At 32.2% G+C, this 24,970-nt stretch carries 20 protein-coding genes; 8 read left to right on the top strand and 12 right to left on the bottom strand.

What is annotated here, in order from left to right; translation table 11 throughout:
• Positions 1-19: 19 nt before the first annotated feature.
• Both SJY17_RS04475 and SJY17_RS04470 read right to left on the bottom strand, forming a co-directional pair.
• Entirely contained in the window at positions 20-4,099 is a 4,080-nt protein-coding gene (locus SJY17_RS04475; RefSeq protein ID WP_397364281.1) for a M4 family metallopeptidase, read from the bottom strand.
• A 224-nt stretch (positions 4,100-4,323) separates the two neighbouring features.
• Entirely contained in the window at positions 4,324-6,873 is a 2,550-nt protein-coding gene (locus tag SJY17_RS04470; RefSeq protein ID WP_397364280.1) for an immunoglobulin-like domain-containing protein, read from the bottom strand.
• Between the two features lie 182 nt (positions 6,874-7,055).
• Here SJY17_RS04470 and SJY17_RS04465 point away from each other — a divergent pair, with 182 nt between their 5' ends.
• Positions 7,056-8,744, top strand: a complete 1,689-nt coding sequence (locus SJY17_RS04465) for an ABC transporter ATP-binding protein (RefSeq protein ID WP_397364279.1) — start codon at positions 7,056-7,058, stop codon at positions 8,742-8,744.
• 374 nt (positions 8,745-9,118) lie between these two features.
• Here SJY17_RS04465 and SJY17_RS04460 read toward each other — a convergent pair whose 3' ends face one another.
• The 8 genes from SJY17_RS04460 to SJY17_RS04425 form a co-directional block, all read right to left on the bottom strand.
• Positions 9,119-9,346, bottom strand: coding sequence for a hypothetical protein (locus tag SJY17_RS04460; RefSeq protein WP_397364278.1), 228 nt, complete (start codon positions 9,344-9,346; stop codon positions 9,119-9,121).
• A complete protein-coding gene (locus SJY17_RS04455; protein WP_397364277.1) occupies positions 9,300-9,743 on the bottom strand; it encodes a hypothetical protein in 444 nt (147 codons plus the stop codon). Before SJY17_RS04455 ends, SJY17_RS04460 begins: the two co-directional genes overlap by 47 nt.
• A 16-nt stretch (positions 9,744-9,759) precedes the next feature.
• Positions 9,760-10,413: a CoA transferase subunit B gene (locus SJY17_RS04450; protein WP_397364276.1), complete on the bottom strand. Its 654-nt coding sequence runs from the start codon at positions 10,411-10,413 to the stop codon at positions 9,760-9,762.
• Between the two features lie 85 nt (positions 10,414-10,498).
• On the bottom strand, positions 10,499-11,200 hold the full coding sequence (locus SJY17_RS04445) for a CoA transferase subunit A (protein WP_397364275.1): 702 nt from the start codon (positions 11,198-11,200) through the stop codon (positions 10,499-10,501).
• Positions 11,201-11,286: 86 nt separating this feature from the next.
• Entirely contained in the window at positions 11,287-13,653 is a 2,367-nt protein-coding gene (locus tag SJY17_RS04440; RefSeq protein WP_397364274.1) for a penicillin-binding protein 1A, read from the bottom strand.
• A 15-nt stretch (positions 13,654-13,668) separates the two neighbouring features.
• On the bottom strand, positions 13,669-14,151 hold the full coding sequence (locus tag SJY17_RS04435; protein ID WP_397364273.1) for a gliding motility lipoprotein GldH: 483 nt from the start codon (positions 14,149-14,151) through the stop codon (positions 13,669-13,671).
• The gene (locus tag SJY17_RS04430) at positions 14,138-15,472 is read right to left on the bottom strand and encodes a stage 0 sporulation family protein (protein ID WP_397364272.1); all 1,335 of its coding nucleotides are present in this window, start codon (positions 15,470-15,472) and stop codon (positions 14,138-14,140) included. Before SJY17_RS04430 ends, SJY17_RS04435 begins: the two co-directional genes overlap by 14 nt.
• A 186-nt stretch (positions 15,473-15,658) precedes the next feature.
• Positions 15,659-16,723 carry a rhodanese-related sulfurtransferase gene (locus tag SJY17_RS04425; protein ID WP_397364271.1) on the bottom strand — a complete coding sequence of 355 codons (1,065 nt, stop codon included), beginning with the start codon at positions 16,721-16,723 and terminating at the stop codon, positions 15,659-15,661.
• A gap of 433 nt (positions 16,724-17,156) precedes the next feature.
• On the opposite strand from SJY17_RS04425, the gene recA reads away from it, so the two are divergent.
• From recA to SJY17_RS04405, 4 genes are all read left to right on the top strand, one after another.
• Complete coding sequence (gene recA / locus SJY17_RS04420) at positions 17,157-18,161, top strand: recombinase RecA (RefSeq protein ID WP_397364270.1); 1,005 nt, start codon at positions 17,157-17,159, stop codon at positions 18,159-18,161.
• Positions 18,162-18,259: 98 nt separating this feature from the next.
• Entirely contained in the window at positions 18,260-18,661 is a 402-nt protein-coding gene (locus SJY17_RS04415; RefSeq protein ID WP_397364269.1) for a hypothetical protein, read from the top strand.
• Positions 18,662-18,688: 27 nt separating this feature from the next.
• Positions 18,689-19,231 carry an RNA polymerase sigma factor gene (locus tag SJY17_RS04410; protein ID WP_397364268.1) on the top strand — a complete coding sequence of 181 codons (543 nt, stop codon included), beginning with the start codon at positions 18,689-18,691 and terminating at the stop codon, positions 19,229-19,231.
• Positions 19,231-20,748 (top strand): hypothetical protein, encoded by a 1,518-nt coding sequence (locus tag SJY17_RS04405; protein ID WP_397364267.1) that lies wholly within the window; start codon positions 19,231-19,233, stop codon positions 20,746-20,748. Before SJY17_RS04410 ends, SJY17_RS04405 begins: the two co-directional genes overlap by 1 nt.
• Positions 20,749-20,821: 73 nt before the next feature.
• Here SJY17_RS04405 and SJY17_RS04400 read toward each other — a convergent pair whose 3' ends face one another.
• Positions 20,822-21,559, bottom strand: a complete 738-nt coding sequence (locus SJY17_RS04400; RefSeq protein WP_397364266.1) for a lysophospholipid acyltransferase family protein — start codon at positions 21,557-21,559, stop codon at positions 20,822-20,824.
• A 115-nt stretch (positions 21,560-21,674) separates the two neighbouring features.
• Between SJY17_RS04400 and trpS the strand changes: the two genes are divergently transcribed.
• The gene (trpS, locus tag SJY17_RS04395) at positions 21,675-22,643 is read left to right on the top strand and encodes a tryptophan--tRNA ligase (protein ID WP_397364265.1); all 969 of its coding nucleotides are present in this window, start codon (positions 21,675-21,677) and stop codon (positions 22,641-22,643) included.
• 2 nt (positions 22,644-22,645) lie between these two features.
• Positions 22,646-22,801, top strand: a complete 156-nt coding sequence (locus SJY17_RS04390) for a hypothetical protein (RefSeq protein ID WP_397364264.1) — start codon at positions 22,646-22,648, stop codon at positions 22,799-22,801.
• Here SJY17_RS04390 and dprA read toward each other — a convergent pair.
• Positions 22,794-23,897, bottom strand: coding sequence for a DNA-processing protein DprA (dprA, locus tag SJY17_RS04385; RefSeq protein WP_397364263.1), 1,104 nt, complete (start codon positions 23,895-23,897; stop codon positions 22,794-22,796). The genes SJY17_RS04390 and dprA overlap by 8 nt on opposite strands.
• 106 nt (positions 23,898-24,003) lie before the next feature.
• On the opposite strand from dprA, the gene SJY17_RS04380 reads away from it, so the two are divergent.
• Positions 24,004-24,939 carry an SPOR domain-containing protein gene (locus tag SJY17_RS04380; RefSeq protein ID WP_397364262.1) on the top strand — a complete coding sequence of 312 codons (936 nt, stop codon included), beginning with the start codon at positions 24,004-24,006 and terminating at the stop codon, positions 24,937-24,939.
• Positions 24,940-24,970: the final 31 nt, after the last annotated feature.

The following is a 24,970-nucleotide window of genomic DNA, read 5'->3' as shown; positions in this document are numbered from 1 at the left end:
CTTTTTTATCTAAAATTGTTTATTGTTTAATAAATCGTTTCACTTTTGTTTTCTCACCAATATTTAATTGTAAAACATAAACGCCTGCATCAAACTTTGAGACATTAATTGAAGAGGTATAACGACCTTTCAATACTGTTTGTCCAAGCATGTTTTTAATTTCGAAGCTTTGTGCTTCAAAACCAACTAAATCTATATTTAAAATTTGTTCTACAGGATTTGGATAAACTTTAAATTGCTGGTCTAAATTGTTAGATGTTGTTACAGTAGATGTAAATCCATGATTTACAGTACTAGTACTTAAACAGAAATTAGTAGTTTCAGTACTAGTAAATGATCCACCAGATGCTAATGTTGTTCCAGAATCTGTATTTGTTAAAGTATAAGATCCATTACCATAAGAACAGCAAATACCATCTCCATAAGTATCAGTAAATATTAGATCATAACATCCATCATCTAAACAACCAACAGAAACATTTAATGTTGATCCATCTGATTGAGATCCATACGTTCCTCCTGAAGCAACAGTAGTCCCAGAAGCATTTACAATACTCCAAGCTGTTTCTTCTGGATAATTATCAAACGTAATTGAAAGGTTTACATTAGAACAGTTACCTGTTCCGCCACCATCTGTTGATAAATTAACCGCATCTACAGCCATATCTCCTCTCCAAGTAGTTCCAGTAATTCCGTTAAAACGTAATTGAACAGAACCACCTGTATAACTTGATAAATCTATAATTGCTGTTGCCCAAGCATTTCCTTGGTTTCCAGATTTGTTCCAAACACTTATCCAAGATGTTCCGTTATCATCACTAATCTCTAGATCTAAACTTCCCATATTAGTTAATCCATACATATGGTATTTAAATTCAAAAGTGGCTTGCGTAACTGCACTTAAGTCAAAACAAGGTGAGTTTAAAATGGCTCTTTTTGTTGAATAATTAGGTGCAGAAGATTCCATGTAAACATAATAACTCCCTTCGCTTGCACTTGATGGTCCTGTGTTGCTTGAAGGTGTTCCATTAGCATCAACAGTCCAATTAAAGTCATCTCCAGATCCTTGTGTCCAAGCGCCAAGAGTATTTTCAAACCCTTCATTATAAGGAAAAGAAGAAATACCACCAGAACAACCTGTTCCAGTTATAGGCTCTGTAACGACTATACTTCTAGAAACCTGATTTGCTGCATTTCCGGCTGCATCACTAACGTTATAGTTGCGTGTATATGTTCCTGCAAGACTTGTGTTAACGGTTCCTGTAATGACAATACTTGAGGTTAAATTTCCATCTACATTATCTGTTGCAGTTGCACCTAACTCGCTATACGAATCACCAACTTCTAGGTTTATTATTGAAGCTCCTGTCAGTGTAATAACTGGTGCTATTGTGTCAGCAGGCACAGTCACTACTACTGTTCTAGTTACTTGGCTGGCTGCATTACCTGCTGCATCACTTACATTATAATTTCTTGTATATGTTCCTGCAGAATTTGTATTAACGGTCCCTGTAATGACAATACTAGAGGTTAAATTTCCATCAATATTATCGGTTGCAGTTGCACCTAGTTCGTTATACGTATCACCAACTTCTAAATTTATTATTGAAGCTCCTGTCAGTGTAATAACTGGTGCTGTTGTATCTGCTACTCCAGAAGTAATATTAACTGTATAATCTTCTACTTCTCCATAAGTAAAGGTTTCGCAAGATGTTGGAACAGCATTATACTTCATAGAAACACGCATTCTAGTTGCTCCATTTGTTGCGCTTGTTGGTACTGTAAAACTACCACTAACTGGTGTTGTTTGCGTTACAGCTTGTGACCAAACTTGCTCACCAGAATCTCCAAAATCACCATCTTGATTATAATCTATCCAAACCGAATAGCCTTCAGAATACACAGTTCCTGTCCAAATTGGTGTAACTGTAATAGTATTTGAAGTTCCTTTTGTTAATCCTGTTGAAATACTAGTAAAATCTGAATAGAATTGTCCTCCAGAACTATTATCAATTCCTCCTAATTGTACTCTTCCAATATATTCGTCATTAATATTTGTACTAGCTGAAGCGCAATAATTTAAAGGTGCTGTTCCTGTTGTTGTAACAGAGGTACTAGATGTTGTACCACTTCCTCCAGTTGAACAATTTGCTACAACTGTACAAGAATAAGCAGTACCAGGGTCTAATCCTGTTGCTGTATAAGACGTACTAGAAACTGTATTAGAAGACCCATTAACTGTTACTGTATAAGAAGCTGCACCAGAAACACTATTCCATGATATTGTAAATCCATTATCATTTACACTTGATCCAGCAAAACTTGAAGGCGCTGCTAATGCACAAGCTTGAACATATTCTGATCCAACACCTACTGCATACCATGCATTGGTAGTAGAAATTACTTCTTGACTTCCGGCTCCATATAAATCTTCAGCAGCTTGGATAGCACCTGTTCTTGCATTTGCAAAAGTTGAATTAGAAGACAAGTAAAAACGCTCTGTACGATAAGCAATTGTTGCTGCTTTTGTCATACCTATTCCTGACACATTAAAAACATCATTAATATCATTTGTTCCGGATCCACCAGCAGTTAAAAGATAAAACCAATGGTTTAAAACTCCAGAATTTGTATGTACACCACAATAATCATTAGCTTGAGTTGGTGTGCCACAGTTTGGTTCTTGCCAATAAGTACCACCATAAGTATCTGGTTGACTTCTAGCGTTAGGATTACTCATAGAACGCAACCCTACAGATCCACTTCTTCTATCAATTTCATCACCAATTAACCATACCTCAGCAGAAGGTGCAGAATCATTACCGTTTCCTTTAGCAAAATGTTCTACAGCTGCTCCCCAAATGTCTGAGAAACCTTCATTTAATCCACCTGATTCTCTTTGATAAGCTAAATCTGCAGTAAAAGTACATATAGCATGTCCAATTTCATGAGCAGCAACATCAATAGATGTTAATGCATCAAAATTACCATTTCCTTCATTTCCATTTGATGAACCATCTCCATAAGACATGACAGATCCATTCCAAAAAGCATTATCATAATTAGTACTAACATGTACATAACTTCTAATTTGAGCTCCATTACCATCATAACTATTTCTACTATGCACACTATTAAAATAGTCATAAGTTTCCATAGCTCCCCAATGTGCATCTAAAGCAGCATTATCTTTATTAGCACTATGTTCTGCAGTTGTCCAGTTATTATCGTTATCTGTAAATTCTGAATAATTAGAAACATATGGATAACCAGAAGTGGATTGATTTAATGCATCACGAGTATATACTTTCCTACCTGCATCATTAAGTGTATAATTAGACCCACTTAAGGTTGTCTCTATCGTTTGTGTTCCGCTGTATCTAGTTTGGGCAGAACCAGAAACAAACATAGCTTCTAATGTTTCTATTTTATCAACCTTACTAGCTTCTTTTACTTCTCCAATATGTCCAAATTTTTCAGCATGTTTGATTATTGCATTAAAAAACAAAGTTTTTCCTGTGTGCGCATCTATATATAGATACCCTCTACTTATTGGTTGTGTAGCATAAATATCAAATTTATACGCTAATCGTGCTTGAGAATCTCCTATTACTTCACCAGGTAAAATCAATAATTCTCCTTCAGGTTTTTTATAGTTATCCATCTCTTTACATGCATCTGGATATTCCCATAAATAATGCTCTGCACCTGTATGAGATAGTGCTCTTTGAAAAGCGGTTTCTTTAGATAAAGTTGGTGTAATATCTATTTTTCCTGCGGAAAATAATTCACCATTCATAGTTTTAATTAATCCGTTTTTTGCATGTACTTCAAACGTTGCAAATTCTACTTTAATTCCATTAAAATATAGCTGGAATTTATCGTGTGTGAAACCTAATTGATCAGTTTCTGATTTAATTTTCATTAACTCATCATCTGATGATAATTGCAAATTGTCTTTAATAATTTGACTTGCATCTCTTAATTGATGTTTTGCTGAATCGTCAAACTTGACGAATTTTTTTTGTCTTTTTTCTTGGGCAAATGCAAAAAATGCAAAGAAAAAAATTAACAAAGAAATGGTTTTTTGTTGTTTCATGTTGTTGGTTGTTTTAAAGGAATTAATAGTCTTTTATTGATTATTTAAATTTAAGAAAAAAATATTAAAATGTTGATGTTTTTTAAAGCTTTATTGCTCAAAATGAGGTAGTTATGGTTTTTTTATGTAAATACTGATTTGTTTTTTTAACTTATTTAAAAGAAAAAGTCCCGATTAAAAAATCGGGACTTTTACAATAACGCTGTTAGTTTAGGGATTCAATATTATTGCTTTAAAAATTTTCTAGTTTCAATAGTATCATTAACTTCAAACTGTACTAAGTATAAGCCTGCTTCTAATTGACTTACATTTATTCCGTTTGATGTTGTAATTCCTTTTGCAACTTGTTGTCCTAACATATTAACCACTGTAAATGGTAAGTTTTCTACATTAGCTTTAACAAATAGCGTGTTTCCTTTTACAGGATTTGGATATACAGATATATCTACTCCTAAATATTGAACAAAACCTTCATTGGTAGTTCTTGCTGTACCACAAGCTCCTAAGTTTATCCAACCTGTTGCAGTTCTTTCATATAAAGTACCAAAATAAGTTACTTGATCTCCAACAGAGTAAGATTGACCACTTACATATTCTGATACACCATCACATTTATCTGTAGAGGTCGCTCCATTAGAAAGTGAAATTGCATCTACTGCCATATCACCTTGCCATGTTGTACCAGTTGTACCATCTAATCTTAATAGAACAGAGCTTCCTGCGTAAGAAGATAAATCTATACTTGCATCTTGCCAAGAATTACCTTGGTTTCCAGATCTAGTCCAAAGTGTAGACCATGAAGAACCATCATCTGTACTTACTGCAACATTTAAGCTTCCCATTGAAGATGATCCATACATATGATACTCAAAAGTTAGTGTTGCTTGATTTTGACCTGTTAAATCAAAACAAGGCGAAACTAAAATAGCTCTTTTAGTAGAGTAGTTAGGTGCAGAAGACTCCATATATACATATTGAGAACCTGCTGCTGCACTTGATGGTCCAGTGTTACTTGATGGTGTAGAACCAGAACGTCTAGTCCAATTAAAATCGTCTCCACTACCTTGTGTCCAAGCTCCAAAATTAGACTCAAAACCTTCTGTGTAAGGGAATGATGAAATAGCTCCAGAGCAACCAGACGTACTTGCTGGACTTACTACTATAGATCTTGATACTTGATCTGCTGCATTACCTGCTGCATCACTTACATTATAATTTCTAGTATATGTTCCTGCAGAATTAGTATTAACCGTTCCAGAAATAACAATACTAGATGTTAAATTCCCATCTATATCATCTGTTGCTGTTGCACCTAACTCGTTATAAGTATCTCCAACAGTTAAGTTAATAGTTGATGCACCTACAAGAGTAATAACTGGTTTAACGGTATCTACTACTCCACCTAAACAAAAGTTTGTTGTATCAGAACTAGTAAAAGATCCTCCAGATGCTAAAGTTGTTGAACCATTGGTTACACTATAAGAACCATTACCATAAGAACAGCAAATACCATCTCCATAAACATCGGTAATTTCAAAATCATAACATCCATCTGGTAAACAATATGTTTCATTTACTGTAGATCCATCTGCATTAGCAGATGAATATGTACCAGAAGCTACAGTAGATCCGCTAGCATTTTTAAGTGTCCAAGCAGTTTCTTCTGGATAATTGTCAAACGTAATAGATACGTTAACTTCATTATCATTACATGCTGTTTGACAAGGAGAACATGAAGAACCTCCACAATCAACACCTGTTTCATCGCCATTTTGAACACCATCTGTACAAGTTGGTGTTGTACCTCCTCCACTACATTTGTCAGACAAACCTAATGATGCTCTACTACCACCTGATAATAATACAGTTCGCATTCTGCTTTTTTGTCCTTGTGTAAAAAGGTTCATACAAGAATCATCACTATAATCCATATAATTTTGAACCATATCTGTACTACTACAAGATACATGTCCTGTTGCACAACCATAGTTAGCTGCATCAGAAGTTGGTGTATCACTTACAAAATCGTCTACAGAACATCCTCCATCTCCCCAAATATGACGAAGATTTAAAAAGTGTCCTACTTCATGCGTTGTTGTTCTTCCTTTATCGAAAGGAGCAGATAAATAAAATCCAGAACCAAGGTCTGAAGACCCAAAATAATTTGGTCCCATAACAACACCATCTGTTGCTGCACTACCACCAGGAAACTGTGCATAACCTAGAAGACTACTTCCTATATTACAAACCCACATATTTAGGTATTGAGAAGTGTCCCAAGGATCTACTCCTCCTTGGCTAGACTTTTTCATTGCATCATTAGTTCCCCAAGCTGTTGTGCTTGAAGATTTTCTAGTAATACCATTGGTTGCATTTCCGCTTGGATCCACAGAAGCCATACAAAACTGAATCTCAGTATCTGCTGCTTGTGACCAAGTATTATTTGCATCAGAGTTTTGTCTTCTAAAGTCGTCATTTAAAACTTGTATTTGAGACAAAATCTGAGCGTCACTAATGTTTTCGTTTGAGTTACTATAAATTACATGAACAACTACAGGAATTGTAATAATACTACCATCTATTCTTGCATTTTGAGATTCTGCAATACGTTGTTGCGTATAGGTTTCTATTTGATCCATTCTTTGCTGTAAAGTTGGATCCAATTGTTTTCTGTACTCTAGGTTTTCCATTGAGCTACAATTTCTGTCTTGCTGTGCAAAAACAGAAAACATCATTAAAAAACTTAATAATGATAAAGTAATTGTTTTTTTCATATCGAATATTTAACAGATTAATATAATTATTGTTGATTTGTTATTGAAATTATTAAAAATATATCGATATATCATTTAAATTTTTGATTTTTTCGATAAAAAACATGATAAAAAAAAGCATTCGCTTTTAAGTGCGGTTTTACCCTCAATCAATTGAAAGAAATTAGTTACTTTTACTCTATATGACTGATATTTTACTACAAATTAAAAATCTATCTATTAGCTTCAAACATGAAGATATGGACAAGTCAATTATTAAAGACATTTCCTATTCTATTTATAAAAATGAAATTGTAGGAATTGTTGGAGAATCTGGTTCCGGAAAATCAGTATCATCACTTGCTATTTTAGGTTTACTTCCAAAAAAAATATCAAAAATCACTTCTGGTTCAATCGTATTTGATAACACAGATTTAACCCAATTAAATAATAAGCAGTATCAAAATATTAGAGGACAAAAAATTGCAATGATTTTTCAAGAACCTATGAGTTCTTTAAATCCATCTATGACTTGTGGTAAACAGGTTGAAGAAATTTTATTTCAGCACACCTCTCTTTCAAAAAAGCAAGTAAAAGACGAAACCCTTTTACTTTTTGAAAAAGTAAAACTTCCAAATCCAGATCGTGTTTACAATTCTTATCCTCATGAGATTTCTGGTGGTCAAAAACAACGCGTTATGATTGCTATGGCTATTGCCTGTAAACCACAATTACTTATTGCAGATGAGCCAACAACTGCTTTAGATGTAACGGTTCAAAAAGACATTATTAGTCTGTTAAAAGAGTTGCAAATAGAAACTGAAATGAGTATCATTTTTATTACTCATGATTTAAGCTTGATTTCTGAAATTGCTAATCGTGTATTAGTAATGTATAAAGGTGAAATTGTTGAGCAAAACACAGTACAAAACATTTTTAACAATCCTGAACATAGCTATACTAAAGCTTTAATTAAATCTAGACCGTCTTTAAATGTGCGTTTAAAAACATTACCAACAATTACAGATGTACTTGAAAATACAGTATCTAACGACATTGTTTCTAGCGAAATGCGACAAATAAATCATAAAAAAATATATGCTAAAGCGCCTTTATTAGAAGTCATAAATCTTGAAAAAGAATATATGTCTAAATCTGGTTTATTTAATAAGACTGAAACGTTTAAAGCTGTAAATAATGTGTCTTTTAATGTTTATGAAGGCGAAACTTTAGGATTAGTTGGAGAATCCGGTTGTGGTAAATCTACCTTAGGTAATGCTATTTTACTTTTAGACAAAGCTACAAAAGGTCAGATTTTATATAAAGGAAAAGACATTACTACGCTATCAAAAGCTGAGACGAAAGCGATTAGAAAGGATATTCAGATTATTTTTCAGGATCCTTATGCCTCATTAAATCCAAGAATTACTATTGGAAATGCGATTATGGAACCCATGAAAGTCCATAAATTATACGCATCTGATCAAGAAAGACAAGAAAAAACTATTGAAATTTTAAATCGTGTAGGATTAGACGATACAGCTTTTAATAGATACCCTCATGAGTTTTCTGGAGGTCAAAGACAACGTGTTGGAATTGCTAGAACTATTGCTTTACAACCAAAATTGATTGTTTGTGACGAGTCTGTGTCTGCATTAGACATTTCTGTTCAAGCACAAGTTTTAAATTTGTTAAATGAATTGAAAGAAATTTTTGGGTTTACTTATATTTTTATTTCTCACGACTTAGCAGTTGTAAAATATATGAGTGATCAATTATTGGTTATGAATCAAGGAAAAATTGAAGAACTAGACGATGCAGATATTATATATAACTCGCCTAAGAAAGACTATACTAAAAAGTTGATTTCTGCAATACCAAAAGGGTTATAGAAGATCTAAAAAAACAACTCTTTTATTTTTAAAAACAACTTAAGTAATAATAAATCAGTATTCATAAATTATAAAACTTAATTAAAACATGAATACTTTTTTGGTTAAATAAAAAACACTGCTTATAAATTGAGCAGTATTTTTAATTCCTTTATTTAAATTTTTTAAAAACATTGTAGGTTAAGTTTTTGGTAAATTTGAAACAAAAAAGTTTAACATTTAGGCTAAGTCATGGTAGACTTGGTTTTATGTTAAATGGTTAGGTTTGGGATGACAAACATACAACCTCTTTTTAGATAAATCAGATAAAAAGCAGTATTTTTCGATGAAATACCTATTTTTTTAACATTTCAATCCTTTTCGTAAATTTTTACTTAACCTTTTTTTGTGCGTTTTGTAGTTAACACACCTCTTGTAGGATAGTAACTTCTACCATAGTTAGAGCGTCTATCTTCGCCTAGTCTTGCTGCCACCTGATTAGTCATTTGTATTACAAAAACTTCTTCTGCATTTGGAAAAGATAAATCACGTCCATCTGCATCTATTTTTTGACCTTTAGAAGAATGATCTCTGTTTACGCGACAAGTAATCTTGTGTGTCATACAACTCGTTATAACAATGGATTAACTCGTGTGATAACAAAGACACTGGAGAGTTGTAGCCTTTATTACGTCTAAACCACTTTTTTTTATGGTTTTTTCTAAAGACAACACCATGTGTATCATAAAACAGTATAGTATTATGTTTTGGACTATACGCATTTTTCTGAGCAGGAATAATAGTAATATTATTATCTGTATCTGCAACCAAAACGTCTATTACATCTATCTTTTGGGTCTCTCCATCCTCTTCAAATGTAATGGTTAAAGCACTACTCTTTACTAAAAAATCTAATGCTATTGTTGTGTTTCTTAAAAAACGATCTTCAATTATATCGTGATCTCTGTCTAAAATATAGTTATAATCTACGTAATGATTTGTAAGTGTTTTAATGCGCATATATAGCCTGTTTTATTTACAAACTCATTTCAGGAATATCTCCTTCAATAATTAAAGTTCCATCAGTTGCGTTTTTAATCTCATCTACAGATACTCCTGGAGCACGTTCTAATAATTTAAAACCTTTGTCTGTAACTTCTAAAACAGCTAGATTAGTTACTATTTTTTTTACACAACCAACTCCTGTAAGTGGTAAACTACATTTTTTAAGTAGTTTAGAGGCTCCTGCTCTATTAGTATGCATCATGGCAACAATAATGTTTTCTGCACTAGCTACTAAGTCCATTGCTCCACCCATTCCTTTTACCATTTTACCAGGTATTTTCCAATTGGCAATGTCTCCATTTTCTGCTACTTCCATTGCTCCTAAAATTGTTAGATCAACATGTTGACCTCTAATCATTGAAAAACTAGTTGCAGAATCAAAAAAGCTTGCACCTGGAAGTGTGGTTATAGTTTGTTTACCTGCATTTATAATATCTGCATCTTCTTCGCCTTCAAAAGGAAAAGGTCCCATACCTAAAACTCCGTTTTCTGATTGAAACTCTACTTCTATATCGTTACGCACATAATTTGCTACTAATGTTGGGATACCAATCCCTAAATTAACGTAGTATCCATCTTGGACCTCTTTAGCTATACGTTTTGCTATTCCTGTTTTGTCTAACATGATTTAAGTTTAAAGTATTTAAAGTAATAAAGTTTGCTTACTCATACGCTAAATAACTTTAGAGCACTTTAGGCATTTGTAACTTTTAACTTCTAGTTCTAACTGTTCTTTGTTCAATTCTTTTCTCATATTTTTCTCCTTGAAAAATACGTTGTACAAATATGCCTGGAATGTGTATTTGGTTTGGATCTAATTTTCCAGCAGGAACTAACTCCTCGACCTCAGCAACAGTAATTTTTGCTGCTCCAGCCATACATGGATTAAAATTTCTTGCAGTCCCTTTAAAAATTAAATTTCCTGCTGTGTCACCTTTCCAAGCTTTAACAAAAGCAAAATCTGCTTTAAAAGCATGCTCTAACACATACATTTTACCATCAAACTCTCTGGTTTCTTTTCCATTAGCCACTTCAGTTCCGTAACCTGCAGGTGTGTAAATTGCTGGAAAACCAGCTTGTGCTGCACGACAACGTTCTGCTAAAGTCCCTTGCGGAATTAACTCTACATCCAACTCTCCAGACAACATCTGTCTTTCAAACTCGTCATTTTCTCCTACGTAAGAGGACACCATCTTTTTTATTTGCTTTTTTTGTAGTAAAAGACCTAAACCAAAATCGTCTACTCCTGCATTATTAGAAATACAGGTTACTCCTTTTACATTAAGCTTTACTAGTTCTGCTATTGAGTTTTCTGGGATACCACTTAACCCAAAACCTCCTAACATAAAGGTCATATTATCTTTTACACCTTGAAGTGCTTCTTGTACAGATTTTACTGTTTTTAGAATCATTATTATCTAATTTATGTGGTTTAAATTTAAGAAATAAAAAAGCCATTCTAAAGTGAATGGCTTTTATTTTTTTAGGATATCTTTTATTATATTTCTAATTCGTCTGGAACGTCTTCTTCTGGTGTGTCAATACTTTGAGAATCTGATCCTCCTTCTGGCACATAGTTTTCACAATCTACTTCAATTGTTAAATTAGAAGGTTTTTTAAAATCGGATTTTGACACTTCTAGAGTTTCATCTTCATAACAACTCTTCATATACATTCCCCAAATTGGTAATGCCATAGCTGCACCTTGTCCATATTTAGTAGAAGCAAAATGAGTTGCTCTATCTTCTGCTCCAACCCAAACACCAGTTACAAGATTTGGTACCATACCCATAAACCATCCATCAGACTGGTTTTGTGTTGTTCCGGTTTTTCCTGCAATAGGATTAGTAAATTCATAAGGATAACCTGTAATTATTTCTCTATAGTCAGCTCGCCATTTATCACGTCCTTTCCCTCTTAATCTACCGCCTGAACCAGACTCTGTTACACCTTGCATCAATTTAACTGCAACATAAGCAGTTTCCTCACTTAAAACATCTTTAGTTTCTGGTACAAATTGATATAAAACGGTATCATTTTTATCTACAATAGTCGTTACCATTACAGGTTTAGTATAAACACCTTGGTTTGCAAATGCAGAATAGGCTCCAACCATTTCATATACACTAATATCTGGAGTACCTAATGCAATAGAAGGTACTAATGGAATATCTGAAGTTATACCTAAATCCTTTGCTAATTCTGCAACTGGTTGTGGTCCGACTTTATCCATTAATCTTGCTGTAATAGTATTTACAGAACTTGCAAGAGCAGCTTTTAAAGTCATCTCTCCACTATAATCTCCACTGTTATTTTTAGGAGCCCAAGGTTCTGGGTTTCCGTATTTATTAGCTTCTATTGTTATTGGAGCACGTGGTAATTTATCGCAAGGTGACATATGCAATTGGTTTATTGCAGTTGCGTAAACAAAAGGTTTAAAAGTAGATCCTACTTGACGTTTTCCTTGTTTTACGTGGTCGTACTGAAAACTCCTATAATTTGTACCTCCAACCCAAGCTTTTACATGTCCAGTTTGAGGGTCCATACTCATCATTCCTGTATGAAAAAATGATTTGTAATAACGCATAGAGTCTATAGGTTTCATAACCGTATCTACTTCACTTGGTTTTCCGTTTTTATCCCATTTAAAAACTCTCATTTTTGTTGGTTTATGGAAGGATGCTCTTATATCTTTCTCACTTTTTCCAGCTTTTTTCAAAATTCTCCAACGTTCTCCTCTCTTCATTCCGTCATTTAATAACTTCTCTATTTCAGATTTATCCAGATTTAAAAAAGGTGCTGTTGGATTTCGTTTTGGTGTGTTTTGATTATCAAACTCTGCTTGCAATCTTGGCATATGTCTAGCAACAGCTAGCTCTGCATACTTTTGCATTCTAGAATCTATTGTGGTATAAATTTTTAAACCGTCATTGTTTAGATTGTATTTACTACCATCTGGTTTTCTGTTTTTTGGATCTTTAATCCATTTTTTCATGAAATCCCTAAGGTATTCTCTAAAGTAAGTTGCTGTACCAGCACTATGACTATCTGGAGTGTATTTTACACCTAAATCTGTTTTTTGAAGTGAGTCTTTTTCTGTTTGTGTTATGTAACCATACTTTGCCATTTGAGCAAGCACTACATTTCTTCTTTGTTTAGTCCTGACTGCTCTTTTTCCTTTATCTTTTAATGGGTTGTATAAAGAAGGGTTGACAAGCATACCAACAATCATAGCAGATTCTTTTTGGGTCAATTCTTTAGGCTCTTTTCCTCCAAAATAAATTCTAGAAGCAGATCTAATTCCATCTGCATTATTATCAAAATCGACAATATTTAGGTATTGTGCTACAATTTCTTCTTTAGTATATTGACGTTCTAAACGAATAGCAATAATCCACTCTTTAAATTTTTGCAGGACTCTTTTAACCTTATTACTAGAAGCTCTTTTTGTAAATAATTGTTTTGCCAATTGTTGTGTAATTGTACTTGCTCCACCACTTCCTGGTTTTAAGATTGCACGCAAAGTACCACGTCCATCTATTCCAGAATGTTCTTTATATCTTACGTCCTCTGTTGCAATTAAGGCATTTACTAAATGCTCTGGTAACTCGTCGTAACTTACTGGAGTTCTATTATCTCTAAAATAAAATTTTCCTAATGTTTTACCGTCAGACGAGATAACTTCTGTTGCTAAATTAGTTTTTGGATTTTCTAATTGAGTGTGATCAGGCATTTCACCTAAAACTCCCCAAGATGCTAATAAAAATAGTAGTATTACGGATAGTAATCCTCCTAAAAACAACATCCAAAACCAACGTATGTATTTTTCGAAGCCTGTTGCTTCTGCTTTTTTTGTTTTTGCCATATTACTCTGACTTATTTATTCTGTTTTTTCAATTCTAAAACCAACATCTGTTAAACCTTCAAGATTTACAACACCATTAACTTCTCCATTACTTCGCATAGCATGTTTTATGTTGACATTGTAAGTTCCGCTTTCGCTAAAAATAACACCTTCTTTGTACCACAATTTGTTTTCTTTTACAGAAGATAGACCTTCTCCAAGCCATTCTCCATTTTTCTCTGTCATTTCATACTCTAAAGTATCTGCTTGAGTTTTTCCGTGAGGAAAATTCATCTCGACAATTAAATATAAATTACTAAATTTATAATCGTTAGTGTTTCTAACATTAACAAATAAATTATAAGGTTTTATAGAGTCTGGTGCATTTATCTTAAAATTAACAACATCTTCTTTATTCCATGCAGTAGACACACTTTTATACTCATCAAAAACAGCTTTAGAATCGCAGGAAGTGATTAAAATAAACGCTAAAAAAAATAGAATATTACTTACTCTCATTGGGTTTATTGTTATTATTATCCGGTTTTTTTCTATTTGGTTTACGTCTTGGTTTAGGCTTAGCATTGGTATTACCTTGCTGTGTTTTATTAGCTTGTTTTGACTTATTATTTTGTGGATGCTTATTGCCTTGTTTAGGTTTGTTATTGTTACTGTTTTTAGCTTCCGTTTTAACGTGTTGTGGCTTCTTTTTGTTTCTGTTTCTATTATTTCTACGTTTTTTATTGCCTTTTGGACTATCAAAACGTGTTAAGCTATCTTGACCTACAACGTTTTCAAACTTAGTTTTATCCTCAACAACTAGGTCTGCAGCATATTCTTCAAGACTTGCAACTTTTTCTTTTTTCTTGTTTAATGCAATAATTTCTCTAGCTTGATCTGTAGTTATTAGATGCCAATTCATCCATTCTCCTTCATAAGCATACCACATGTGTCCTTTAAAAATGTCTGTTTTTTGACATACAGCTGTTCCTTTTTCTGTGTATAATTTAGTGTCTGATTTTGGAAATGCTTTTAAAGCGTCTAGATAAGAATCTAGCTCGTAATTTAAACAGCATTTAAGTTTTCCACATTGTCCAGCTAATTTTTGAGGGTTTAGTGACAGTTGTTGGTAACGTGCTGCACTTGTGCTTACGGATCTAAAATCTGTTAACCATGTAGAGCAACATAGCTCGCGACCACAAGATCCAATACCACCAAGTCTAGAAGCTTCCTGACGGAAACCAACTTGTTTCATTTCTATTCTAATCCTAAATTCTCTAGCGTAAATTTTAATTAATTCTCTAAAATCTACACGTTCTTCTGCTGTATAATAAAAGGTTGCTTTACTGCTATCTCCTTGAAACTCGATATCAGAAATTTTCATTTTAAGTTTTAAATCTATAGCAAATTGACGTGCTTTAACCTTCATAGGTTCCTCCTTGTCACGTGCTCCACTCCAGATATCTATATCTTTTTGAGAGGCTTTTCTATAGACTTTCCAAACGTCAGTTTTAGTATCAAACTTTTTACGTTTTATTTGCACGCGCACTAATTCTCCAGTAAGAGTAACCATACCAATATCATGACCAGATTGTGCTTGAGTAGCAACTATGTCTCCAATACTTAGTGTTAGGTTTTCTGTGTTATGATAATAATGTTTACGTCCATTTTTAAAACGGACTTCAACCCAATCAAAAGGTTTTTCGCCATTTGGGACAGACATGTTTGCTAACCAATCAAAAACGGTTAATTTATTGCAACTATCTGTACCACATGTTCCGTTATTTTTACAACCTTTTGGTTGTCCGTCTTTTCCTGTAGCGCAACTTTGACAAGCCATACTATTTGTGTGTGTATATTGAATCTAAAGGGTTTATGCTTTAGATGAAGATTAATAATTATTTATTTCCGCGTAAGCGTAAAACAAACTCTACTTAATTTGTAAAGATAAGATTATTTAGGTGACTTTAAAACATAAAAAAACACGATAAAAATTACCGTGCTTTTAGCTATGATTATTAAGATTTTACTTCTTTAAAACTTCAAAAATATTACGTAAATCTTTTTTATAAGGTAAGTGGTCTGCACGACCTTTTTTAAAGATATCATTACTGTTACCTTGTCCTTTTCTAAGCTCTTTTTGCTCTTCAAATGGCAAGGCATGTATCTCTTTACAATTAGTAGAACAACAGTTATTCATTTCTGTTTTACAATTGTCGCATTGTATAAATAATAAATGACAAGCATCATTAGCACAGTTAACATGTTTGTCGCAAGAGGCTCCACATTGGTGACATTGTGCAATGACATCATCACTAATTTTTTCTGATCGACGCTCGTCAAAAACAAAATTCTTACCAATAAATTTGTTTTCAATACCTTCTGCATTGACTTGTCTTGTATATTCAATTATTCCGCCTTCTAATTGATACACATTTTTAAACCCTTTGTGTTTGTAGTAAGCACTTGCTTTTTCGCATCTAATACCACCAGTACAATACATTAAAAGGTTTTTTTCTTCTTTATGCTCTCTTAAATCGGCTTCAATAATGTCTAAAGATTCTCTAAACGTGTCTACATCTGGTGTTACTGCTCCATCAAAATGACCTATTTCGCTTTCATAATGATTGCGCATATCGACACAAACTGTATTTGGATTGGCTAACATATCATTAAAAGCTTTTGCGGATAAATGAACTCCTTTGTTAGTTACATCAAACGTATTATCGTTTAATCCATCTGCTACTATTTTATTGCGAACTTTAACTTTAAGCTTTAAAAAAGACATGTTGTCTTGCTCAACAGCTATATTTAACCTAACGTCTTTTAAAAAGTCAATGCTATCTAAGTGGTTTTTAAAATCATTAAAATGATCTGCTGGAAGGGATAATTGAGCATTAATACCTTCTGTAGCGACATAAATACGACCAAGGACGTCTAGGCTGTCCCATTTAATAAATAATTGGTCTCTAAGTTGTTGTGGACTGCTAATAAGAGCATACTGATAAAACGATAACGTTAAACGTTCTTTACCTGCTTTTTCAATAAGTTCTGCTCTTTCATTAGCGCTTAATTTGTTGTACAGTTGCATGCTATACTGGCTTTAAGTGTTAATAAAAATTTATGCAAAGGTATTATTTTTAATTGTTTGGCAAATAATTAAACAAAAAAAAGTCCCTTGCGCTTTGCAAAGGACTTTTAATAGACTAACTCGTTAATATGTTTTTTAATTTTTTGATTAAAAAAATATCAAGAGTTAACCTCCATCGGCTTTACAATTGCCATTAACAATTACAGCAACTGAAACGCCTAATGCTTTTGTAAATACTGTTCTTTTTAAATATTTCATACCCTTAACACTTAAAAGGATTATTATATTAAAAAGCGGATTAAATTTTCTTTTTCATAGCATATTTTTTCCACTTCAATAAGTAGATGCAAAAACTTTAAAAAGGTTGCGTCAGAAAATTAAAATTCTTTAAAAAAGTAGTATTTTAGCAAGGAATTTTAATAACCTATTGACTATGAGTAAAGAGAACGAAGCAAAACTAAAAGCACTACAATTAACATTAGATAAGCTAGACAAAGCCTACGGAAAAGGAACAGTAATGAAAATGAGCGATGCTGCAATTGTAGATGTAGACGCTATACCTTCTGGATCTTTAGGATTAGATATTGCATTAGGCGTTGGTGGTTACCCTAGAGGAAGAGTAGTTGAAATATATGGTCCAGAATCTTCTGGTAAAACAACCTTAACACTACATGCTATTGCAGAAGCACAAAAAGCAGGTGGTATTGCAGCATTTATTGATGCAGAACACGCTTTTGATAGATTTTATGCTGAAAAATTAGGTGTAGATATTGATAACTTAATTATCTCTCAACCTGACAATGGAGAACAAGCTTTAGAGATTGCAGACAATTTAATTAGATCTGGAGCAATTGATATTGTTGTAATTGACTCTGTTGCTGCTTTAACACCTAAAAGTGAAATTGAAGGAGAAATGGGAGATTCTAAAATGGGACTTCATGCACGTTTAATGTCTCAGGCTTTAAGAAAATTAACTGCATCTATTAGTAAAACTAATTGTACTGTGATTTTTATTAATCAATTACGTGAAAAAATTGGTGTTATGTTTGGTAATCCAGAAACGACAACTGGTGGTAATGCTCTTAAATTTTACGCTTCAGTACGTTTAGATATTAGACGATCTACACAAATAAAAGACAGTAATGGTTCTGTTTTAGGTAATAAAACTAGAGTAAAAGTGGTTAAAAATAAAGTTGCTCCACCTTTTAGAATGGCTGAATTTGATATAATGTATGGTGAAGGTGTAAGTAAAGTTGGAGAAATTTTAGATGTAGCAGTAGAAAAAGAAATTATAAAGAAAAGTGGTTCTTGGTTTAGTTATGGTGATACAAAACTTGGACAAGGACGTGATGCTGTAAAACTAATTATAAAAGACAATCCAGAACTTTTTGAAGAACTGGAAGAAAAAATAAAAACAGCCATTAAAGACAATCTTTAAAATAAAAAATCCCGATTAATCGGGATTTTTTATTTTTAGACGCAACCTTTTTACAAATCATGCATCTAATAACAAAACAAACGTTAGTTTACTTTAAAATGAAACAATTTTTTATTTGTTTAATAACCCTTTCTATGCTCTCTTGTAGTTTGGACGAAGGCTCTAATAGCTATTTAAAAACAATTCCGATAGAGACTGCATCAATGCCAGAATATTTTCAATATGGTCAAGTTTACCAAATAAACCTAACTTATTTAAAAACTTCTAGTTGCTATTCTTTTAATGATGTTTATTCAGTAAAAAATGATAACACAATAACATTTGCTGTTATTAACTCTGTAACAGATAATGGAAATTGTCAAACTATAAGTCAAGAAATAGAAAAATCTTTTGATTTTACTGCAAGCGATATTGGAACTTATATATTTAAATTTTGGCAAGGAGAAGATAATAATGGAGAGGATGTTTATCTAATAATGGAAATTCCGGTTGAGCAGTAAGAATATTAACTAACACCAACTATAAAATTGAGTTTAGATCAACTCATACAAAAATGTAAATCAAATGATACTAAAGCACAAAGCGAATTATACCAGCTTTTTTCAAGCAAGTTGTTCTCTGTTAGCTTAAAGTATTCAAGTAGTTATGCAGAAGCTGAAGATAATTTACAAGATGCATTTATTACTGTTTTTGACAAAATAAAACAATATAAAAACAAAGGAAGTTTTGAGGGATGGCTTAAAAGAATAACAATTAACACAGCTCTTCAACGCTATAGAAGTCAAAAAGTTTTTGATATTATAAATGAAGATGCAATTGCAGAAGAGGAAATAGAAATTGATGAAGATGATGTAAGTATCGATTTTTTACTAAAATGTATACAAGATTTACCTGATAGATATAGATTAGTATTTAATTTATACGTTTTAGATGGCTTTTCTCATAAAGAAATAGCAGATATGTTAGCAATAACAACAGGAACAACAAAGTCTAATTTAGCAAGAGCAAGACAATTATTAAAAGCAAAAGTAACTGAACACAAAATGGGCTTAAACACCCAATCATTATAATGAGTAATAAAAAGAATATAGACCGCCTATTTCAAGAGAAATTTAAAGATTTTGAAGTCAAACCAGACGCAAAAGTTTGGCAAAACATACAATCTAAATTAAAAGAGGAAGAAGATGACAAACCAGTTGTTATCATTCCGTTATGGTTAAAATTATCTGGTATTGCTGCTTCATTTACATTATTATTATTTTTAGGAAACTCTATATTTAATACAAATAATAATCCAGTAACTCCATCAATTGTTGATGGTGAAAAAACTAGAAATAATATTATAATTAAAGACTCTTCTTTAAACAATAAAAATTATATTAAAAAAATAGATATAAAAAGCACTGAAAAAATTAATAATAACGAATTAATAGCTACTCAAAAAGAAGATATTAAAAACCCAATTGAAAACAATAAAAAAACATCTACTACATCTTATTATAACAAATTAAATAATAAGCAATTAACATCTAATAACAATACAAATAAGCCTACCAATAAAGTATCTTTTAATAAAAAAAATACAATAGCTAGAAACACGACTTTAATAAAGCAAAATAATATTACAGTTTTAAACAAACCAACTAATAATATTGATAAAACTAGTGTAGATAATAAAAACGTCATCAAAAAGGATAAGCAACTAATTGACAACAAAAATAAAACTGATATTAAAGAAGCTGTTGCTGAAACTAACTTAAAAAAGAATCCTATTGAAAAGGAAAAAACATCTATTGAAGATGCGATAGCCGAAAACGAAAAAACAGAAGACCTTATTGAAAAAGAGGACGTAACTAACAGGTGGAAAGTTAATGCTAACATTGCGCCTGTTTATTACAACACAATTGGGAAAGGTTCTCATCTTGACGAGCAGTTTAATGAAAACAATAAGTCAGGAGAAATCAATACAAGTTATGGTGTAAAAGTAGGTTATGCTATTAACGATAAATTTACAGTTAGATCTGGAATAAATCGTCTTAACTTAAGCTATGACACAGATGATGTTGTGGTTTATAAAAAATTTAATTCTTCAACTAGTAATAGTTTTACATCTATTAATAATTCTTCAGTATTAAGAAACGTTAATTTTATCACTACTACATCTGGGCAACAATTAAGCATGATTAGTGCTAATAATGTTAACACTATGGAGGTTAGTAGAAGTCTTAACGCAGCAATTAGTCAACGAATGAGTTATTTTGAAGTCCCATTAGAGATTGAATATAAACTAATAGATAAAAACTTTGGAATAAACTTAATTGGTGGTCTAAGCACATTTATATTAAATGACAATCAAGTAGTATCTGAATTAAATGGAAGTAAAACCAAAATAGGAGAAGCTAATAATATCAACTCTGTTAGTTTTAGTGCTAATTTTGGTATAGGTTTAAATTACGCTTTTAGTAAATCTGTAGTTTTTAATTTTGAACCAACCTTTAAATATCAATTAAACGCTTACAGTAATACCTCTGGAGACTTCAACCCATATATTGTTGGAGTGTATTCAGGGTTTACTTATAAATTTTAGATTAGATTTTTTAGTTCCCTTTTTAGGGAAAGCAATGATGATAAAAAGCTGCTCAGTGCCATGAGCAGCTTTTTTATTTACTAAAAGCTTCTAACTGTTGCAAAACAATCGTTCTTGATTGTGCGTTTAACGTTTTGGTATCATCAGTAGTCAATCCTTCGGTTGGAATAAAATGATGTACTTTAGTTCTCATAATACCTGGTCCTCCACTAAAAAAAGTATATGAAAATCGTTTTTTGTTATCCGCAAATGTAATAGGAACAACAGGTGTGTTATGGTTAATAGCCATACGGAAAGCACCATCTTTAAACTGATCCAAAAGAACATGTTCTTCTGGCACTAAACCTTCAGGGAATATACAAATGCTTAAACCTTGTTTTAATCGACGTTGAGCTCTTAAAAATACTGCTTGCCTACTTTTTGGGCTACTTCTATCCACCAAAATACTAGTGCGTTTATAGAAAAATCCAAATAATGGGATTTTAGCAAGCTCAGCTTTACCAACAAACACAAAGGGGTTTTTAACAGTGACCAGCATCAACATAATGTCTACCATAGACGTATGATTAGCAATAAACATATAACTTTTATTAGGCTCAGGTTTTTGCAAATATTCGGTTTTAGTAATAAAACCCATCCCAATTAAAATAAACCTAGCCCAAATACGAGCCAATTTAAAAAAATAAGGATACCAAGACTCTTTTAAAATAGACAAAACCAAAAAAGGAAACAGTAAAATTATTGGTAAGGCAACCAGTATATAGAACCATATACGGTAAAGTGTCCAGAAAATATATTTAAATACAATCATTAGCGTCAAAACTAATTAAATTAATTGAGGTATTCTATTAAAAAAATTACCTTTGCTTTTATAGATTTAAAATTACGTTTAATTTAAAAAGATTCCCATTTTCATGGGAAATGCTATGTCAAGAATACTAACAGGAATACAAAGTACAGGAACACCTCATTTAGGAAACATATTAGGTGCATTACGTCCAGCAATTGCATTAGCTAATGATGAAAAAAACGACTCGTTTTTATTTATTGCAGATTTACACTCTTTAACCCAAATTAAAGATGGCGAAACATTAAGACATAATACGTATTCTACAGCAGCAACATGGCTAGCATTTGGTTTAGATATAGACAAAACTGTATTTTACAGACAGAGTGATGTCCCACAAGTAACAGAATTATCTTGGTATTTAAACTGTTTTTTTCCTTTTAAAAGATTAGAACTAGCACACAGTTTTAAGGATAAAGCAGATAGATTAGACGATGTCAATGGTGGCTTATTTACTTATCCAATGCTTATGGCTGCTGATATTTTATTATATGATGCAGAGATAATTCCTGTAGGAAAAGATCAAGAACAACATATAGAAATGACTCGTGATGTTGCTTCACGTTTTCATGCTAAAATGGGAGAAACTTTTGTATTACCAGAAGCACAAATACAAAAAGACACCATGTTAATCCCAGGAACAGATGGATCTAAAATGAGTAAAAGTAAAGGGAATATTATTGATATTTTCTTACCAGAAAAAAAATTGCGTAAACAAATCATGTCTATTGAAACCGATAGTACACCTTTAGAAGACCCTAAAGATTGGCAAACTTGTAATTGCTTTGCTTTATATAGTTTATTAGCTTCAGATGATCAAATAAAAACTATGAAAGCAAATTACCAAAATGGTAATTATGGCTATGGTCATGCCAAGCAAGCGTTATACGAGTTGATTTTAGACACCTTTAAAACACAACGTGAACGTTACAACCATTTTATGGCTAACTTAAATGAAATTGATGAAGCGTTAGCTAAAGGTGCAATAAAAGCTAAAGTTGTTGCTGATGCTGTTTTGACTCGTGTACGTAAAAAAGTTGGATATTAAATATGAAAAAACACCTTAGCGCTTTACTTAATATGCTAGCTATGGCTATGCTTATGTTTTCTAGAAAAGATAACTTAGATTGGTTGTTTTATGTTGCTTTAATTATATTTATTTTAAGTTTAAGTTCTATAATTATAGCTCAAGTTAAAACTAAATAACCTCAAACAACTTCCCAGGAAGTGGTCTAACAACTCCTTTTAATTCCATAGTTAATAGTAATCCTGCTAGTTTATAGGTTGGCATATTGCAATTAATTGCAATAACATCTAACAACTCTTTATCGTTGTCTTTTAAATAATTATAAATCACTTTTTCGTCTGGCTCTAACTGGACAAATAATTGTTTTTGTACTGCAGGTTTTTGCAGTTCTTCCAATTGCCAATTTAAAATATAAGGTACGTCTAAAGGTGTAGATAATAAATGTGCTTTTTGCTGCTTAATTAAATTGTTACAACCTACACTTTGGCTATCTGTTGTGCGTCCAGGTACTGCAAAAACATCTCTATTATAAGAATTTGCAATATCTGCAGTCACTAAACTTCCACCTTTTTCGGCAGATTCTATAACTATTGTGGCTTGACTAATACCAGCAATAATTCGGTTGCGCTTTAAAAAATTATTTCGGTCAAAAGTATCACTACTCCAAAAGTCTGTAAAAAACCCTCCATTGTTTTCGACCTCAGCAACATACTTTTTATGCACTTTAGGATAGATTTGGTTTAAACCATGAGCCAAACAACCAATGTTTTGCAACTTATGTTTTATGGCTGCTTTTTGAGCAGTAATATCTGTTCCATAGGCAAAACCAGACACTATAATTGGTTTATAAATAGCTAATTCTTCGACAAGTTTTTCGCAAAAGGCAATTCCGGAAGTGGTTATTTTTCTAGCTCCAACAATACTAATAATATGCTTGTTATTTAGATTAATGTTTCCGCTTTCAAACAATATAATTGGACCATCAATACAGTGTTTTAAATTTTCGGGATAGCTGTCGTCAGTAAAATAATGATGTTTAATTTTTTGATCTTTAATAAATTTTAATTCACTTTCAGCAGCTTCATAAAGATTAGATTGGTGTAATTCGCTTAAAATAATTTCTCCAATTCCATCAATTTTTAAAAGGTTTTGTTTTTTTTCTTTAAAGACAGCTTCTGCACTTCCGCAATGGTTTATTAGCTTTTTTGCGGTTGTATCTCCTATTTTTGAGACATGTTGTAAGGCTAAAATGTGCAATAATTGGTCGTCTTTCATTTTATATTTAACTGATTTTGAAACTACAAGAAAAGAAATTTAAGTCTGTTAATAACTAATCCACCCAAAATTTTATTGGTTTTCAAAAATTTCTAACTTTGTTAATATGCAATTAGAGACCTACATCAGTGATTTATTATACAGATACGATTGTGTAACTGTACCAGAATTTGGTGCTTTTTTAACACAACGTCAGTCTGCACAAGTACACCAAAGTACTAATGCTTTTTATCCACCAAAAAAAAGTTTGTCTTTTAACGAACAAATCCAGAATAATGATGGTTTATTAGCGCGTTATATTGCAGATGTAGAAAAAATACCTTTTGAAACTGCTTTGCAGAATCTTTCAAAACGTGTTAAATCTTTAAAGTCATATTTAATTGAAGGCGAAACACTTAGCTTAGATAACATTGGCGAATTAGCATTAAATAGTGATGGAAAAATAGAGTTTAGTCCATCTTACCATTTAAACTATTTAACAGATGCATTTGGACTATCTCAATTTGTATCTCCTGCTGTCACTAGAGAGGTTTATAAAGAAGAGGTAGAAACTATTGAAAAAGTAGTGCCAATTGCTGTAACACCAGAAAAACGTAAAAGTAAATCGTATTTAAAATATGCAGCAATTGCTGTTGTTGCTTTAGGTCTAGCTGGTTTTGGTTTTAATAATTACGTAAATAACGTTGACCAACATAACCAAATAGCGCAAGAAGAAGCAAACAAACAATTAGAAAACGAGATACAAGAAGCTACCTTTATAATTAGTAATCCATTGCCTGCAATTACTTTAAACGTTAATAAGCAAACTGGTAATTATCATGTAGTTGCTGGAGCTTTTAGGATTGAAGCAAACTCAGACAAAAAAGTAACACAATTACAAGACAAAGGTTTTAAAGCACGTAAAATTGGCCAAAACAAATTTGGTTTACACCAAGTCGCTTATGCTAGTTACACAGACAGACAAGAAGCTTTACAAGCATTAAATACAATTAGAAAAGAACAAAACAAAGATGCTTGGTTGCTAATTAAAAAATTAGACTAAATCAAGTTTATATAAGTTAAATTAACCTCAC

This window comes from Olleya sp. R77988, from assembly GCF_044594215.1.
Classification (GTDB): Bacteria; Bacteroidota; Bacteroidia; order Flavobacteriales; family Flavobacteriaceae; genus Olleya.
Note: the sequence above shows the minus strand (reverse complement) of the source record. Positions and strands in the feature narration are given on the sequence as shown.